This window comes from Allosphingosinicella sp., assembly GCF_036403745.1.
Lineage (GTDB): Bacteria > Pseudomonadota > Alphaproteobacteria > Sphingomonadales > Sphingomonadaceae > Allosphingosinicella.
Map to the genome: position 1 here is coordinate 21,909 of NZ_DASWQI010000071.1, position 15,173 is coordinate 37,081.

The 15,173-nt window shown below is 68.3% G+C and carries 18 protein-coding genes and 1 tRNA gene; 10 read left to right on the plus strand and 9 right to left on the minus strand.

The window, feature by feature from the left end; translation table 11 throughout:
* Positions 1-136: 136 nt before the first annotated feature.
* Together VGC56_RS13670 and VGC56_RS13675 are read right to left on the minus strand one after the other, a co-directional pair.
* Positions 137-213 (minus strand) — tRNA-Pro (locus VGC56_RS13670).
* A gap of 96 nt (positions 214-309) precedes the next feature.
* On the minus strand, positions 310-1,617 hold the full coding sequence (locus VGC56_RS13675; RefSeq protein WP_464125725.1) for an FAD-dependent oxidoreductase: 1,308 nt from the start codon (positions 1,615-1,617) through the stop codon (positions 310-312).
* A gap of 98 nt (positions 1,618-1,715) precedes the next feature.
* Here VGC56_RS13675 and VGC56_RS13680 point away from each other — a divergent pair, with 98 nt between their 5' ends.
* Entirely contained in the window at positions 1,716-2,081 is a 366-nt protein-coding gene (locus VGC56_RS13680; protein ID WP_464125727.1) for a DUF6491 family protein, read from the plus strand.
* A 6-nt stretch (positions 2,082-2,087) separates the two neighbouring features.
* Here VGC56_RS13680 and VGC56_RS13685 read toward each other — a convergent pair whose 3' ends face one another.
* A complete protein-coding gene (locus VGC56_RS13685; RefSeq protein ID WP_464125728.1) occupies positions 2,088-2,408 on the minus strand; it encodes a polyhydroxyalkanoic acid system family protein in 321 nt (106 codons plus the stop codon).
* 162 nt (positions 2,409-2,570) lie between these two features.
* Here VGC56_RS13685 and VGC56_RS13690 point away from each other — a divergent pair, with 162 nt between their 5' ends.
* Positions 2,571-5,372 (plus strand): TonB-dependent receptor plug domain-containing protein, encoded by a 2,802-nt coding sequence (locus VGC56_RS13690; protein WP_464125730.1) that lies wholly within the window; start codon positions 2,571-2,573, stop codon positions 5,370-5,372.
* On the opposite strand, the gene VGC56_RS13695 is transcribed toward VGC56_RS13690, so the two are convergent.
* Entirely contained in the window at positions 5,369-5,491 is a 123-nt protein-coding gene (locus VGC56_RS13695) for a hypothetical protein (RefSeq protein ID WP_464125731.1), read from the minus strand. The genes VGC56_RS13690 and VGC56_RS13695 overlap by 4 nt on opposite strands.
* 27 nt (positions 5,492-5,518) lie before the next feature.
* Complete coding sequence (locus VGC56_RS13700; RefSeq protein WP_464125758.1) at positions 5,519-5,692, minus strand: hypothetical protein; 174 nt, start codon at positions 5,690-5,692, stop codon at positions 5,519-5,521.
* A 213-nt stretch (positions 5,693-5,905) separates the two neighbouring features.
* Between VGC56_RS13700 and VGC56_RS13705 the strand changes: the two genes are divergently transcribed.
* From VGC56_RS13705 to VGC56_RS13725, 5 genes are all read left to right on the plus strand, one after another.
* On the plus strand, positions 5,906-7,159 hold the full coding sequence (locus VGC56_RS13705) for a pilus assembly protein TadG-related protein (RefSeq protein ID WP_464125733.1): 1,254 nt from the start codon (positions 5,906-5,908) through the stop codon (positions 7,157-7,159).
* Positions 7,156-7,638, plus strand: coding sequence for a TadE/TadG family type IV pilus assembly protein (locus tag VGC56_RS13710; protein ID WP_464125735.1), 483 nt, complete (start codon positions 7,156-7,158; stop codon positions 7,636-7,638). The genes VGC56_RS13705 and VGC56_RS13710 overlap by 4 nt, the downstream gene beginning before the upstream one ends.
* Positions 7,635-8,384: a TadE/TadG family type IV pilus assembly protein gene (locus VGC56_RS13715; protein WP_464125737.1), complete on the plus strand. Its 750-nt coding sequence runs from the start codon at positions 7,635-7,637 to the stop codon at positions 8,382-8,384. The genes VGC56_RS13710 and VGC56_RS13715 overlap by 4 nt, the downstream gene beginning before the upstream one ends.
* 130 nt (positions 8,385-8,514) lie before the next feature.
* Complete coding sequence (locus VGC56_RS13720) at positions 8,515-9,144, plus strand: hypothetical protein (RefSeq protein WP_464125739.1); 630 nt, start codon at positions 8,515-8,517, stop codon at positions 9,142-9,144.
* 345 nt (positions 9,145-9,489) lie between these two features.
* Positions 9,490-10,185, plus strand: coding sequence for a VC0807 family protein (locus tag VGC56_RS13725; RefSeq protein ID WP_464125741.1), 696 nt, complete (start codon positions 9,490-9,492; stop codon positions 10,183-10,185).
* A 22-nt stretch (positions 10,186-10,207) separates the two neighbouring features.
* On the opposite strand, the gene VGC56_RS13730 is transcribed toward VGC56_RS13725, so the two are convergent.
* The 4 genes from VGC56_RS13730 to VGC56_RS13745 all read right to left on the minus strand — a co-directional run bounded on the left by VGC56_RS13730 (position 10,208) and on the right by VGC56_RS13745 (position 13,972).
* Complete coding sequence (locus VGC56_RS13730; protein WP_464125742.1) at positions 10,208-11,050, minus strand: CsgG/HfaB family protein; 843 nt, start codon at positions 11,048-11,050, stop codon at positions 10,208-10,210.
* A 424-nt stretch (positions 11,051-11,474) separates the two neighbouring features.
* Positions 11,475-12,785 (minus strand): sensor histidine kinase, encoded by a 1,311-nt coding sequence (locus tag VGC56_RS13735; protein WP_464125744.1) that lies wholly within the window; start codon positions 12,783-12,785, stop codon positions 11,475-11,477.
* A gap of 8 nt (positions 12,786-12,793) precedes the next feature.
* Positions 12,794-13,510 (minus strand): response regulator, encoded by a 717-nt coding sequence (locus VGC56_RS13740; RefSeq protein WP_464125746.1) that lies wholly within the window; start codon positions 13,508-13,510, stop codon positions 12,794-12,796.
* A gap of 66 nt (positions 13,511-13,576) precedes the next feature.
* Entirely contained in the window at positions 13,577-13,972 is a 396-nt protein-coding gene (locus VGC56_RS13745; protein ID WP_464125748.1) for an RcnB family protein, read from the minus strand.
* A 166-nt stretch (positions 13,973-14,138) separates the two neighbouring features.
* Here VGC56_RS13745 and VGC56_RS13750 point away from each other — a divergent pair, with 166 nt between their 5' ends.
* The 3 genes from VGC56_RS13750 to VGC56_RS13760 form a co-directional block, all read left to right on the plus strand.
* On the plus strand, positions 14,139-14,366 hold the full coding sequence (locus tag VGC56_RS13750; RefSeq protein ID WP_464125750.1) for an AbrB/MazE/SpoVT family DNA-binding domain-containing protein: 228 nt from the start codon (positions 14,139-14,141) through the stop codon (positions 14,364-14,366).
* A 1-nt stretch (position 14,367) separates the two neighbouring features.
* Complete coding sequence (locus VGC56_RS13755; RefSeq protein ID WP_464125751.1) at positions 14,368-14,754, plus strand: type II toxin-antitoxin system death-on-curing family toxin; 387 nt, start codon at positions 14,368-14,370, stop codon at positions 14,752-14,754.
* Positions 14,755-14,859: 105 nt separating this feature from the next.
* Positions 14,860-15,173, plus strand: a 314-nt coding sequence (locus VGC56_RS13760; protein ID WP_464125753.1) for a GTP-binding protein, incomplete at its 3' end; no start/stop codon positions are given.

The window sequence follows — 15,173 nt, forward strand, 5'->3', positions numbered from 1 at the left end:
GGATACGAGAATGTGCGAGCTGCCGCCCGATCGTGCCGGCAGGGCCGAATCGCTCCATCTACAGCGCCGAATAGAGGGGTACAGACCTCCGCACCCGCTATGCTTCACGAGCGACGTCAACAGCTCGAACAGAAAATGGTCGGGGAGAGAGGATTCGAACCTCCGGCCCCTGCCTCCCGAAGACAGTGCTCTACCAGGCTGAGCTACTCCCCGACCGGGTTGTCCGGCCGCGAGGGCCGCCCGGGAGACAGTGCCGGGGCTAATAGGGGCGGCTTGGACCGAGCGCAAGCGCTTAGCGCCCGTAGTGACTCAGGGTCTGCCCAGCGCGGCGATCATGTCGTCGACGGAGGCGAATTTCTCGCGCGGGCTCCCCTCCCGCGCCCGCGCCGTCTCCGCTGCCTCGATCCGCTGCCAGTCCGAGAACGCCACCGGGTGGACGCCGCGCTCGGCCAGCAGCGCGTCGAGCCCGGCCCCGCCGGCCTTCCCGCCGCTGGAGCCGGGCGGGCAGGCGGCGGCGATCTTGTCGGCGACTTCGAAGCCGTCCGGCCGATTGGTGCCGATCGTGCCGGTCGGCCCCCGGCGCGCCCAGCCGACGGCGTAGAGGCCGTCACCGATCACGCCGTCGGCATTTGCGAAGCGGCCGCGGCCATGCTCGTACGGCACGCCTGCGATGGGCGGGGTCTGGTAGCCGATGCAGGTGACGACGAGGCCGCAGTCGATCGCATAGGTCTCGCCAGTGCCGACCGAGCGCAGCTGGTCGTCGAGCCGGGTGCGCTCCACCACCAGCCGCTCGACCTTGCCCTCGCCTTCGACCCGCACCGGGGCGGCGAAGAAGTCGAAATCGATGGTCTTCGCCTTGTCCTGCGGCAGCGCGGCGAAGCTCCTCAGGTGCGTCACCGACTTGCGGATGCCCGGCTCGAGCAAAGCGTCGTCGGCCTCCGGTGGGAAGTCCTCCAGATCGACCCGCGGCGCCGCGGCTTCGAGATGGCCGAGCTCGCCGAGCTCCTTGGGCGTCATCGCGATCTGGTGCGGTCCGCGGCGGCCGAGCAGGTGGACGGCGCGGATTGCGCTGTGGTCGAGCGCGTCGAGGGCGTGGCAGGCGATGTCGGAGCCGGCGAACTCGGCCCGCGTCTTCGAAAGGATGCGGGCGACGTCGAGGGCGACGTTGCCGTTGCCGATCACCGCCGCCGCCGCGACGCCGAGCGGCGGGTCGAGCGCGGCGAAATCGGGATGGCCGTTATACCAGCCGACGAAGGCCGCCGAGCCGACGACGCCGGGGAGCGTGCTCCCCGGTATGTCGAGCGGCCGGTCGTGCGGGGCGCCGGTGGCGAGCATGACGGCGTCGTAGAGCTGCTTCAGCTCCTCGATCGACACATCGTCGCCGACGCTGACATGGCCGAGGAAGCGCAGGTTCGGGCTGAGCGCCGTCTTCTCGTAGCGCTTCGAGACCGCCTTGATCGACTGGTGGTCCGGCGCGACGCCCGAGCGGATGAGGCCGTAGGGAACGGGCAGCCGGTCGATCAGGTCGACGCGGATCTCGTCGCCGTAAAGCTTCTGGAGCGCCTCGGCGCTGTAGAAGCCGGCGGGGCCTGAGCCGATGATCGCGACATGCCGCATGTTCCGCCTCTCCTGGTGGCGGGATGCTAGCGAAGGCGCGCGCGGAGGCAAGCGGCCTTTCAGCGCCGGTTCAGCCCGTTTCTGCTATGGAAGGCGCCATGAAGACGCTGCCCCTGGCGCTCGGCGCCCTGCTCTCCACAGCCGCCGCGGCCCAGCCGCCTGCTCTGCCGCAATCCGCCGACGAGGAGGTGTCGATCCCGTTCGTGAGCTTCGGCGCGATCCGCAACTGGGAGGAACGGGGCGACGACCTCGTCTACCTGCAGGACCAGCATCTGCGCTGGTACCGGGTCCGGCTGGACGGCAGCTGCCGCGAGCTTCCCTTTGCGACCGCGATCGGCATCGACACGCGCGGCAGCCCGGCCTTCGACCGCTTCAGCGCCCTTCGCGTCGGCGGCGACCTGTGCACCGTCCGCTCGGTGACGCGCAGCGGTCCGCCGCCGAAGAAGGAAAAGCCGCGGCGGTAACGCCCCTCAGCGCTTGCTCTTGTCCTCGAGCATGGTCGCGCCCTCCCGCTTGATCAGCGCCGCGATCGGGCCGCCGAAGAAGGCCAGGGCTGGCGGCAGCACCACTTCCAGCCGGACGCTGCTGGCGGTGACGCCCATAGTGACGCGGACCACCTGGCCCATCGCCTCAACCAGCAGGTGCATCGTATCGCCCTGCCAGTCCTTCTCGACCCGCGCCGCGCCGCCCGGAATGTGATCGCCAAGCCGCCCCATCCCGCTGTCGATCCGGCGCTTCGCCTCCTCCAGCCCCAGCTGGTGCGGCAGGTCGACGACGATGGGGCTGCTCATGGGTCGATGTTCTCCTTGCGGGCAGCGGGCATGTGGTGCGGCGGGCACAGTGCGGCAAGCTTTTTTGCACTGCACAATCTTCCTTTTGCTTTGTGTCGTCTTTGTAATAATCTCGGCACAAAGCGGCCTTTCCGGGTCGCGAGCCATTTGGGGAACCCGAAGATGAACCGCCTTTCGCGCGCCGCGCTCCTCGCCTCCTTGTCGTCCGTCGCTTTGCTCGCCGTGCCCGCGGCGGCGCAGAATGCGGCGGCGACGCCGCCCCAGCAGCCGCCGGCCGGCGATGCCGCCGCCGCCGACCAGGGCATCGACAATCCCAATGCGATCGTCGTCACCGGCACCCGCCGCACCGACCGCACGCTCGCCGACAGCCCGGTGCCGATCGACGTCATCGGTTCCGAAGCCATCACCAACACCGGCCAGACCGAGACCAACCGCATCCTCAACACGTTGGTGCCGTCGTTCAACTTCCCGACGCCGGCCATCGCCGACGGTTCGGACGCGCTCCGCCCGGCGACCCTGCGCGGCCTCAGCCCCGACCAGACGCTGGTCCTGGTCAACGGCAAGCGCCGCCACGTCTCGGCTTTGCTCAACATCAACGGGACGGTCGGTCGCGGCAGCGCCGCGGTCGATTTGAACCTGATCCCGGGCCTCGCGATCAGCCGCATCGAAGTGCTGCGCGACGGCGCCTCGTCGCAATATGGTTCGGACGCCATCGCCGGCGTCATCAACATCCAGCTCAAGAATTCCAACCACGGCGGCCGCGCCAGCGTCACCTACGGCGAATATGTGACGACGATCGACAACGTCGCCAACGTCACCGGCCTCCAGACCGACGCGTCGGGCCAGCCGATGCTCGACCCCACCGACAATCGCTATTTCCTCGCCAACACCAACGGCAATCGCAGCGCCCATGACGGCCGGACGATCACCTCGGCGGTGAATTTCGGCCTGCCGCTCGGCCCGCACGGCTATCTCAACCTCACCGGCGAATATCGCTACCGCGAGTTCACCAACCGCCAGGGCTTCGACCTGCGCCCGAACTTCAACAAACCCGGCGCCACCTTCGACCCGCGCGAGCTGAGCTTCAACCGGCTGGAATTCCGCTTCGGCGACCCCGAGACGCGGGACATGAACCTGTTCGGCAATGCCGGGTTCGAGCTCGGCGGAAACTGGGAACTCTACGCCTTCGGATCCTACAGCACCCGCTCCGCCCTGAGCGCGGCCAACTGGCGCCAGCAGAACGCCGCCGCCAACCGCGACTTCTCGGTGCTGGCGCCGAACCAGACGCCCACCGCGGCCAATTTCGTGGCCCTGACCGGCGAGGGCTTCCTCCCGTTCATCGCCACCCAGCTCAAGGATTATTCCGGCGCCGTCGGCGTCAAGGGCGACCTCGCCGGCTGGAAGACCGACCTCTCGGTCGAGCGCGGCCACAACACGTTCGACTACCGCACCGAGAACAGCCTCAACACCTCGTTCGGTCCTGCCAGCCAGCGCAACTTCGACGCCGGTGGCCTGCGCTACGGCCAGACCGTCGCCAACCTCGATTTGTCGCACGAATATGGCATCGGCTTCTTCAAGCCGCTGACCGTCGCCTTCGGGGCCGAATATCGCGACGAGCAGTTCAAGATCCGACCGGGGGACCTCCAATCCTACGCGATCGGGCCGTTTTTCCGGCCGGCGATCTCGACCACCGCCGCAAACTGCACGGCGACACAGGGCGTGTTCAACGCCGGCACCGGCATCTGCACCTATCCGGGCCGCGCCGCCGGCGCCGGCGCGCAGGGCTTCCCCGGCATCCCGGCCAACGCCGCCACCGACGTCAGCCGCCATTCCTATGCCGGCTATGCCGAACTCGACACCGATCCGTTCGAGGGCTTCACCACCACCCTCGCCGGCCGTTACGAGCATTTCTCGGACTTCGGCGACACCTGGAACGGCAAGTTCGCCGCCCGCTACGAGCCGGTGAAGGGCTATGCGGTCCGCGGCTCGATCTCGAACGGCTTCCGCGCCCCGTCGCTGCAGCAGCAATTCTTCACCACCACCTCGACCAACTTCATCAACGGCGTCCCGGTCGACATCGCCACCCTGCCGGTCAGCGCCCCGGCCGCCCGCGCCCTCGGCTCGCAGCCGCTCAAGCCCGAGCGGTCGGTTAACCTCAGCCTCGGCGCCACCGCCAACCCGTTCCGCGGCTTCACCCTCACCGCCGATTTCTACAGCATCAAGATCAAGGACCGGATCGTCCTTACCGAGACGCTCGGCAATGGCGGCACCGGCAACACCGCGGCCGTGCAAAGCGCCGTGACCGCCTTGCTCGCCTCCAGCGGCTTCCCGCAGGTGGCGGCGGCGCGCTTCTTCATCAACGGCCTCGACACCACCACCCGCGGCGTCGACATCGTCGCCGCCTACCATTTCCGCACCGCGGGCATGGGCAGCTGGAACCTCACCGCCGCGTACAATTACAACAAGACGACGATCGACCGGCGGCTGAACGCGGTCGGGCCGCTCGCGCAGATCCCCGGCATCGTCCTGTTCGGCCGGGTCGAGGGCATCCGCTTCACCGACGGCCAGCCCCGCGACAAGGTGGTGCTGTCGGCCGACGGCGACATTGGCGATTTCGGCATCACCGCCCGCACCACCCGCTACGGCAAGGTCATCTCGCCGGGCGCGGTCGCACCGATCACCGATCCGTTGAGCCTCACCGCCTACGGTCCGGACGACATCTTCCTGAAGGCGAAGTGGATCACCGATCTCGAGCTGCGGGCGAAATCGGGCCGCGCGGAGTTCGCGATCGGCGCGAACAACATCTTCGACGTCTACCCGACCCGCTCGCCCTACGGCGTCCGCCCCGCCTCGGCCGGCGGCGGCCTCTACCCGGCGAACCAGGAATATATCGCCTTCTCGATCTTCTCGCCGTTCGGCTTCAACGGCCGCTACGTCTACGGCCGGATGTCGGTGAACTTCTAAGCCGCGCCGCCACGGCGCAGGAAAAAGGCCCCGGCAGCGATGCCGGGGCCGCCGCCGTAATTCGGCTTCTTGGCGCCGCCGCTGACGGCGGCGAGCTCGTGAACCTGCAAGTGACGCATGTCGTCTCTCCTCCAGATCGCGCGCGCTTACGCGGGCTTGCCGGTGGTCTTGTAGGTGATCGTCGTCGTGATCGCGTTCGGGTTCGACGCGCTGGACTTGTTGACGACGCCGCCGGGGTTGGTGGTGACGCTGATCGTGGTGAGGTGCGGGTTGGCGCCCCCGGCGACGGCGGCGGTCTCGTTCGCGTTGAGAGTGCGCATGTTTGTATCTCCTGTTCGTGCCCCGCTCGGGCCGCGCGAGCAAACACGGTGCGCCAGCCCCGGCAAGGGCACGATGCCCGGCGTCCCGATACGGTACGCTGCCCGCGGTTATGGCTAACCGCCCGGTAACCCTCCCGCTTTACGTCCCGGCAACAGCCCGGAGGCTAAGCCGCAACCTCGGGTAGACGTACCTGTACGCGAGGTGTTGGTAAGATGAGCTTCTTCAAGCGGCTTCGGCGCCTTTTCCAGGACGAGCGCGGCAACGTGCTCCTCATCGGCGCGGCGACCATGCCGCTGATCCTGGCCGCCGCGGCCTTCGCCATCGACACAATCCAGATCGCCGTGTGGAAGCGCCAGATCCAGCGCGCTGCCGATTCGGCCGCCATCGCCGGCACCTACGCCGTCGCCGCCGGCGCGGACACGCACGAGGCGGTCCACCATGATCTCGACAATAACCGCTTTCCGATCATGTCGCAGTCGGAGACCATCACCCAGGGCGCCTCGCACGGCTACAACCGGACCGTCCGCGTCCAGATCACCGCGACGCCGTCGCTGCCGTTCATGAAGGTGTTCGGCGTCACCGGGGTCACCGTCCAGGGCGACGCGACGGCGGCCCTCGTCGACGACGGCACCTTCTGCCTCGTCTCGCTCTACAACGGCACCGACGCCGGCATCGATCTCGGCGGCAATGCCGACGTCCAGCTCGGCTGCGGCATGAAGACCAACTCGAAGTCGAGCGCGGCCGTCACCATCAGCGGCTCGGCAAACCTGACGGCGACGCCGATCGCCGCGGTCGGGGGCATCCCCTCGTCCAGCAAATACGGCACCGGCACGACGCTCCAGCCTTATTCGGCGCCGCAGTCCGATCCGCTGGGCTGGGTCCCGGACCCGACCAATTACATGACGAACTGCTCGAGCTCGACGCTGAGCGAGTCGAACGCCGCGGCCCTCCTCGCATCCAACACCGTCACCGTCAGCGGCAGGAAGTACCTCTGCGTCGGCGCTCTCGACATCAACCCCAACAACACGGTGGCGCTCGCCGACACCATCCTCATCGTCAACGGCGGCGACGCGAACCTCCAGGGCAATCTGACGCTCACCAACGGCACCCTCATCATGTCCGGGCCTGGCGGGGCGGCGGGCGATATCAAGACCAACGCCCAGGCCGACATCAACATCACCGCGCCAAGCGCCGGCCCCTATCAGGGGGTTGCGATGTACCGCGACCGGCGGGCGACCACGATCACTCTCAAGGTCAATGGCGGCTCCTCGTCCAAGATCCAGGGCGCGCTCTACTTCCCGACCAGCGACCTCTGGTACAACGGCAATTCGAGCATGAACACGCAGTGCCTGCAGATCGTCGGCCGCATCATCACCTTCAAAGGCGGCATGAACATCCAGAACAATTGCGATCCGGCCGGCGGATCCAGCGCCTTCCGGCAGAGCGTGGTGAGGCTGATCGTATGATGCGCCTCCGCCTCCGGAATATCGCCGGCGACGAGCGCGGCGCCAGCCTCATCGAGTTCGGCTTCCTGGCGCCGGTGCTCGCCTTCCTCACCATGGGCATTGCGGACTTGAGCCGGGCTTTGTCCGACCGCTTCACCATCCAGTCGGCGGTGAACCGCTCGCTGGAGCTGCTGCAGGCCCACCCGGTGGCGATCCCCGCGACGGCGAGCACCACCACCTCGAGCTGCGGCCTCTATTGCTACGTGCAGACCGAGGCGCAGACCGCCGCCGGCACCGGCGCGACGGTGACGCTGACCCAGTGGCACCAGTGCATCGACGCCAGCGACTCGATCGTGATCACGGATTTCTACACCGATTGCGCGACCGGCCAGTCCGACCAGGGACGCTACGTCCGCGTCAAGGTCCAGAAGACGTTCACGGGCGGCTTCTACATCGGCTCGATCGCGATGAGCACCTCGGGTGCGGTGAGGGTGCAATGAGCTTCCTGACGCGTTTCCGCCGCAGCGAACGCGGCGTGACCCTCATCGAGTTCGCGTTGGTGCTGCCGGCGCTGCTGACCTTCATCGTCGGCATCACCCAGCTCGGAACCCTCTTCTACGTCAATTCGGACCTGCGCGCCGCCGTCGCGGAAGGCGCGCGCCTCGCAGAACTCTATCCGGTGCCGAGCGACAGCGCGATCACCACCGGCGTCAGTTCGAAATTCGTCCACCTCTCGGGAGCGAACCTGACCGCGCCAACGGTCACCCACGCCACCGACACGAGCGGCCAGCCCTATATCCAGGTCACTGCCGCCTATCGCGTGCCGCTGAACTTCATCTTCTTCACCGTCTCGCCGATCACGCTCACCGAGACGCGCCGCGTCTACACCCAGGTCGAGAACCCCTATTCGACCGGGAGCGCCTCCGCGAACCCGAGCACCTCGTCCGGCGTGAGCACCACCACGACGTCGAGCGGCGCAACGACGACGACGAGCTCCACGTCGAGCGGCACGACGACGAGCGCGACGTCGAGCGGGACCACCACAACGACCTCCGCCAGTTCGACCTCGGCCAGCTCCACTTCGGCGAGCTCCACCTCGGCAACCTCGGCGAGTTCGACGACGTCGGCCAGCTCGACCTCCAGCGGGACCACGACGACGACAACCACCGGCAACAACAGCAACGGCAACAGCAACGGGAACAGCAACGGCAACAGCGACGTGCACGGCAATTGCAAAACCTGTTGATCTAGGCGGGCGGCGCTTCGTCGCCGCCCCGCCCCTCCCCGTCGCGCGCCCCTCGACTCCTGCAGCAGCAGCAGTTTAGCACGTCTCCGGAACGACTTGATTCCGCACGGATGCTTCCTATCTTGTTGATATGCTGAAATTAATCCGATTCGGGGCGCTGGCCCTGGCGGCGCTGTGCGCCACCCCCTCGCACGCCGACCAGCTGCCCGAAGGCCAAGGCAAGGCGGATTATCTCGCCTGGCTGGCGCGCGATCCGGTCGCCCGCACGATGGTGCTGTCGTTCAAATCCTATCTCCACGCCGCCGGCGTCGAGGATACGGTGCCGACCTGGGAGCTGGTCCGCACCGCCAGCATGTGGCGCGAATGCGAAGGGCCGCGCTTCGAAGTCGCCCCGGCCGCGGAATGGCCGCACATCGCGACGACGCTCAAGTTCGTGCGCGCGCATGTCGAGCCGGTGATCGGCCAGGTCGAAGTCGTCTCGGGCTTCCGCGACGAGGGATTGAACCGCTGCGCCCACGGCGCGCCGCAGAGCGCCCACCGCCATTTCTTCGCCATCGACATGGTGCCGCTCTCCGGCGTCAGCCGCCCCGGCCTGATGCGCAGCCTGTGCAAGATCCACGACCTGCGCGGCGAGCAATACAATATCGGCCTCGGCTTCTACTCAGGCGTCCGCTTTCACGTCGACAGCCAACGCTTCCGCCGCTGGGGAGCCGACGGCAAGGGCGCGACCAGCCCGTGCAATACCGGGATTTTCGTGTAGCCAAGCCGCCCACGAACAGCGAAGCGGATGCGCAGCATCCGAAAGCAGTGAGTGGAGTCGGCGCAGGCCGGACGGCGGGTCGGCCGTCGGCAGCCGAACCCGTCCGACGTCACGGCCGCCCGTGACGTCGCCCTTGGCCGCCCGTGAGCAGCGAAGCGGATGCCCCGCATCCGTGAGCAGCGAACGGAGTCGGCGCAGGCCGGACGGCGGGTCGGCTGTCGGCAGCCGAACCCGTCCGACGTCACGGCCGCCCGTGACGTCGCCTAGCTTCTTTTCCGACTACCACCCCACCTTGCACCCACCGCCCACCACCCTATCCTGTCGCCCCGAGTGAAGGAGTAATGCGTGGACGCCAATCCGGGGCCGCTGGCCCGCACCGCCGCCTATCTGCGCGGCAACGGCGCCCTTCTCCTCGTCGAGCTGCTGGTCAATTTCATCCTGCCGTTCATCGTCTACAGCTACGCCGAGGCCCGCTTGGGCGAGGTCCGTGCGCTGCTCGCCTCCTCCGTACCGCCGATCCTGTGGAGCCTCGCCGAGTTCGCGCGCCACCGCCGGCTCGACGCGCTGTCCGTGCTGGTGCTGAGCGGCATCGCGCTGTCGCTCCTCGCGATGCTGGGCGGCGGCGGGGTGCGGATGCTCCAGTTCCGCGAGAAGCTGGTGACCGGCGCGATCGGCCTCGTCTTCCTGGGCTCGGTGCTGATCGGCAAGCCGCTCATCTACGAGCTCGCCCGGGCCAGCATGCAGCGGCGGTCGGAAGTCGAGGCGCAGGAGTTCGAGGCGTTGCAGGTCCATGCCGGCTTTCGCCGGACGATGAATGTCATGACTCTGGTGTGGGGTGCGGGCCTGCTCGCCGAATTCGCCTTGTCGGCGGCCTTGATCCTCGTGCTGACCGTCCGCCAATATCTGCTCGTCGGCCCGATCCTCGGCTATGGGACGATGGGCCTGCTGAGCCTCTGGTCGTTCCTCTACGGCCGCAGCGCCAGGCGCCGCGGCGAAGCGCGGGCCGCCGCCGCCCGGCTCGCGGCGAGCGAGCAGGGCTAGCAGCGGCCTGGAGCCTGATCACCTAGTTCGAAGGTGCGAGCTTCGTGTTGAGCACCCAGCCGACATTGTCGTTCTCGTCGGCCACTTCCCACCACAGGCCGTTCTTGTTGCCGGTCGGGTAGACGATCGCGCCCGGCGGCAAGGTCCGGAGGACTCGCGCCGTCGCCAGCGGCGCGGCGCGCATGGCCGAGGGCGCCTGGGCGGTGAAGGTCTTGGTGGGCGCCGCCTGCGCCGTCCCCGCATCGCCCGGCGTCACCAGGCCAAGGCTGTTCACCATCTTGGCATAGGCCTGGATGAAGGCGAGGGTGACGATGCGGCCGATGTCGGTATTCTCATAGCCGCCGCCGACGCCGCCGAAGCCGCCGCCCCCCGCGGCGAAGATGCCGCCGACCGCGAACGACGTGTCGCGCTTCGCCGCATAGCCGTCCTCGACCGCCAGCGTCTCGGACGTGCGCACGTTGGTCAGCGTCAGCACGGTGTTGGCTTCCATCTTGCGGCTGCGGATGCCGCCGAGCAGGCCGCCGACCGGCCCGCCGAGCACCGCCCCGGCGGCGCCCGCCGCGCCATTGCCGCTGACATGGGCGTTCGCGCCCTGGATCTCGGCGATCAGCACATAGTCCGCAGCCTTGATCTGGCCTTGGCCGACATTGGAGCGGCGTTGCAGGCCGAGCCCGCCGTTGATGTCGCGCTCGCGGGCCGCGGCGTTGAGGCCGGCGCCGCGGTCGACGATATTGAAACAGCCGGAGCGCTGGACCAGCACGCGCAGCAGCTTCTCCGGCGGCGCGAGGCTGTTCTGAGTCCAGCCGGACGGATCGTCGCCATTGGCGATCGACACGGTGCCGAGCTTCCGCGTACAATGCGGCACGTCGCTAAGTGCTTGCTGCTGCAGCTTTTGTCCGCTGGAAGCAGAGGCTTGCTGCGGCGGTCTCATCGCAAGTGCAGGGGCCGCCATCCCCAAGACCAGGCAGGCACCGGCGATCGTAGCGTATCTCGTCATGTTCATCCCCCCAGAAGCGACTCGACTCTATAGACGCTTGGAGGCTGCTCTGGAATGCTTGGCGTGCCGCTCCCCCGCTTGAAGTCCGAAGGGGATAATTTCCCTTTGCTCTCCGTCTCTTCTCCCGCCGCCATGCCGGCGGGCACCGGAGAACGAGAATGCTGGAAGACACGATCGACACCGCCGGCATTGGCCGCGCATCGGCCGCGCGTCGGGGATGCGAGTCGACTGTGTCACTATTCTGCAGGCCTTTCACAACGCCTTCACCCGCGCCGAATGACCTGCCGGGCCGTCACCCCGGCAGGATTATGGTAGCGATCAGCCCCGGCCCCCCGTTTGCCAGCGTCAGCGTGCCGCCATGCCCCTCCGCCACCGCCCGCGCGATGGCGAGGCCGAGGCCGGTGCCGCCCGTCTGCCGGTTGCGCGACGCCTCGCCGCGGGCGAACGGCTCCAGCACCTGCTCGAGCTGGTCCTCGGCGATGCCCGGCCCGCTGTCGGCGACGGCGATGGCGATAGTGTCCCCCTCCCGCCGCACCGACAGACGCGGCGCGCGGCCATGCTTCAGTGCATTGTCCACCAGGTTGCGGATGGCCCGGCGCAACAGCACCGGCTGGACCGGCGCCGCCGGCCGCTCGCGCGCCTCGACCTCGACATCGGCGCCCGCGTCGCGATACTCCTCCGCCACCGTCTCGACCATGGCGGCGATGTCGGTGGGCCGCGCCTCCTCGCGGCTGCGGCCGGTGCGGGCGAGGACGAGGATGTCCTCCAGCACCGCCGACGTCTCCTCCACGATCTCCCGCATCCGCTGCCGCTCGGCGTCGAGATCGTCGCTTTCCAGCCGGATGCGCAGCGAGGCGAGCGGCGTGCGCAAATCGTGACCGATCGCGCCGAGCATCCGATCCTTCTCGTCGAGCAGTCCCGCGAGCCTTCCGTTCATCGCGTTGAACGCTTCGATTGCGCGCCGGAGGTCGGCCGGCCCCCGCGGCGCCACTTGGACAGGTTCCCCCCGACCCCCGAACGCCTCCGCCGCCTTGGTCAGCGCACGGAGCGGCCGGACGAGGCGGAAGGCGACCAGCAGGGTCGCGCCGAGGACGATGACGTAGAGCAGCACAGTCGCCGCCGCGAGCCGGTCGACGAGGTGCGGGTCGGGCCGCGGCGTCGCCAGCGCGCCGTTCAGCCAGCCGCCGGTGAACCGCGCCGACAGGATCAGCCGCCGCACGTCGCCATGGCCGGAGCGCGACGCCTCCGTCCGCGTCGTCGCCCGCACCTCCGCCGCCCGCACCCCGGCTTCGGCGAGCGCCGCCGCCGCGCGCGCCTCGACATCGGCGTCCCGCACGTCGCCCGGCGCCACCGAACTCTCCGGCGCCACGGCGAACGCCGCGCCGCGCCGGCTATTGTCCTCGATCACCGCACCGCGGAATTCCGGCGCCGCCTGCGTCACGTCCGCCGCCACCGAGGCATAGCGGGCGATCGCCGGCCCGAGATTCTGCGCGAGGCTGAGCTTCTCCCGCTCGTTCAGCACCAGAGCGAAATTGGCGAGCTGGGCGACCAGCAATGCGGCGCCGATCAGCAAAGCCACCTGGGCGACGAGGCTCCGCGGCACCAACCGCCTCACAGCCGCCGCACCTCGGCCGCGAGCGTGTAGCCGCCGCCCCACACCGTCTTGATCAGCTTCGGATCGGCGGGATCCTCCTCGATCTTGCGCCGCAAGCGGCTGATATGGTTGTCGATGCTCCGCTCGAACGCCGCCATGTCGCGGCCCTTAGACAAATCGAGCAATTGGTCGCGGGTCAGCACCCTTTTGGGATGCGTCGCAAACGCCAGCAGCAGGGCATATTCGCTGCTCGACAGCGGCACCTCGACGCCCTCGGTGGACACCAGCGTCCGCTCCCCCGTCTTCAGCACCCAGCGCCCGAACGCATAGCCCTCCGCGTCCGGCGCGTGCACCGCCGCCCCATCTCCCGCCCGCCGCAGCACCGCGCGGATGCGGGCGAGGAGCTCGCGCGGAGAAAAGGGCTTCGAGACATAATCGTCGGCGCCGAGCTCCAGCCCGACGATGCGATCCGTCTCCTCCGCCTTGGCCGTCAAGAGGATGATCGGCACCTTCGTGGTCGCCCGCACGAAACCCGCCAGCGACAGCCCGTCCTCGCCCGGCATCATGATGTCGAGAAGCAGCAGGTCGATGCGGTGCGCAGCGAGGATCTGCCGCGCGGCGGCGGCATCCTCGGCCTTGGTTACCCGCAGCTGGTTCTTCGCCAGATAAGCGGCGAGCGGATCGCGAATGTCGCGCTCGTCGTCGACCAGCAGGATATGGGGTTCGGCGTTCATGTCGCCTCCATAATGAACGAGGGCCCCGGGGGTTGCCCCCCGAGGCCCGTTGTTCTGCGGCAAGGCTTAGAAGCTGTTGCCGATGATCGCGCCGATCAGCCCGCTGGCGACGGCGACCAGGACCGCATCGTTGCCCGACTGGACCCAGCGATAGCCGCGGGGCGCGTCGTGGAGCCGGTAGGCGCGCGGGTTGGTGATCACCCGGTAATTCTGCGCGTAGCGGCTGTCGAAGCGCTCGCCCCGGTTCCAGCGGCGCGCCTGGAACTGGTTCTGGCGAACCTGCTGGCGGCCCATCTGCCGAACATCCTGGCGCCCGATCTGCTGAACGACGGTGCGGGTGCGGACCTGCTCGGTGCGGCCGCGGCCTTCATACTGGCCGAAGCTCTGCGCCGAAGCCGGGACCGCGGCGAAAGCCGAAGCGGCGGCGGTGGCGGAAAGGACGATCTTGCTGAGGGTCTTCATTGTCTTGCTCCTTTTGAAGCGCCGGTTCGTCCGGCGTTGAGAAGGAAATGGACCCCGCCTGTCGCACCCCTATCTCCGCCAGGGCCCGAAAGTGTCGCAAAGTTTGTCAGGTGGGCGTCGGCTGTCGACGTTGCATCCATCGCGCGAAAGGCGTAATAACGCCTGTATGAACACCAAGCTCAAAGTTACCCGCATCGGCAACTCGGCCGGGATCGTCCTCCCCAAGGAGGTGCTGGCGCATCTCGACGTCGCGGTCGGCGCGACGCTGTCGGTGACCAAGACTCCGCGTGGGATCGAGCTCAGCGCGCCCGAAGCGGATTTCGATGCCCAGATGGAGGCCGCACGCGAGGTGATGATGCGGCGCAAGCGGGCGCTGCGCGAACTCGCCAAGTAAGATGCCCGGCTGGATCTGGGTTTCCGTCGAGGTCTCGGCGGCGGCGCATGCCGAACAGCTTGCCGAACATGGCGGGGGAGAGGGCGTGCGCGACCACGGCCTCCTCGAAAGCGCTATGGCGCGGCCGCAAAATCTTGCCGGTTGCGGAGAGCCGGATGCGGCGGACCTCGCTGCCGCCTACGCTTATGGTATTGCCCGCAACCACCCCTTCGTGGACGGCAACAAGCGCACGGCGGCGGTGGTGAGCGAAACCTTCCTGGTGCTGAACGGCTACGCCCTCGGCGTGACTGATGCCGAGCTGGTCGTCGCCTTCCTCGCCCTCGCGGCCGGGGAGCTCTCGGAGGAGGAGACGGCCGACTGGTTCCGCAGCCGCATCGCGGCCGCCTAGACCGCCCGCCTCCACACCGCCACCCCGCTTTGCCTCCCCGCGCCCCTCTGCTAGGGCGCGCGGAACAGGTGCCGCGCTCGCCGGCGCCCTCCCGAAACGAACGACATGACAGACCTTAAAAAGCTCCGCAATTTCAGTATTATCGCCCACATCGACCATGGGAAGTCGACGCTTGCCGACCGGCTGATCCAGCGCACCGGCGGGCTGACCGACCGCGAGATGGTCCACGGCCAGATGCTCGACAATATGGAGATCGAGCAGGAGCGCGGCATCACCATCAAGGCGCAGACCGTCCGCCTCGACTACAAAGCCAAGGACGGCGAAACCTATGTCCTCAACCTGATGGACACGCCCGGCCACGTCGATTTCGCCTACGAAGTCTCCCGCTCCCTCGCCGCCTGCGAAGGCGCGCTGCTGGT

Coding starts and splice junctions, on each gene's coding strand:
- VGC56_RS13715 (WP_464125737.1), top strand. CDS start 7,635: ATGAGCTTCCTGACGCGTTTCCGCCGCAGCGAACGCGGCGTGACCCTC.
- VGC56_RS13705 (WP_464125733.1), top strand. CDS start 5,906: ATGAGCTTCTTCAAGCGGCTTCGGCGCCTTTTCCAGGACGAGCGCGGC.
- VGC56_RS13675 (WP_464125725.1), bottom strand. CDS start 1,617: ATGCGGCATGTCGCGATCATCGGCTCAGGCCCCGCCGGCTTCTACAGC.
- VGC56_RS13690 (WP_464125730.1), top strand. CDS start 2,571: ATGAACCGCCTTTCGCGCGCCGCGCTCCTCGCCTCCTTGTCGTCCGTC.
- VGC56_RS13740 (WP_464125746.1), bottom strand. CDS start 13,510: ATGAACGCCGAACCCCATATCCTGCTGGTCGACGACGAGCGCGACATT.
- VGC56_RS13700 (WP_464125758.1), bottom strand. CDS start 5,692: ATGCGCACTCTCAACGCGAACGAGACCGCCGCCGTCGCCGGGGGCGCC.
- VGC56_RS13720 (WP_464125739.1), top strand. CDS start 8,515: ATGCTGAAATTAATCCGATTCGGGGCGCTGGCCCTGGCGGCGCTGTGC.
- VGC56_RS13695 (WP_464125731.1), bottom strand. CDS start 5,491: ATGCGTCACTTGCAGGTTCACGAGCTCGCCGCCGTCAGCGGCGGCGCC.
- VGC56_RS13710 (WP_464125735.1), top strand. CDS start 7,156: ATGATGCGCCTCCGCCTCCGGAATATCGCCGGCGACGAGCGCGGCGCC.
- VGC56_RS13680 (WP_464125727.1), top strand. CDS start 1,716: ATGAAGACGCTGCCCCTGGCGCTCGGCGCCCTGCTCTCCACAGCCGCC.
- VGC56_RS13750 (WP_464125750.1), top strand. CDS start 14,139: ATGAACACCAAGCTCAAAGTTACCCGCATCGGCAACTCGGCCGGGATC.
- VGC56_RS13745 (WP_464125748.1), bottom strand. CDS start 13,972: ATGAAGACCCTCAGCAAGATCGTCCTTTCCGCCACCGCCGCCGCTTCG.
- VGC56_RS13755 (WP_464125751.1), top strand. CDS start 14,368: ATGCCCGGCTGGATCTGGGTTTCCGTCGAGGTCTCGGCGGCGGCGCAT.
- VGC56_RS13685 (WP_464125728.1), bottom strand. CDS start 2,408: ATGAGCAGCCCCATCGTCGTCGACCTGCCGCACCAGCTGGGGCTGGAG.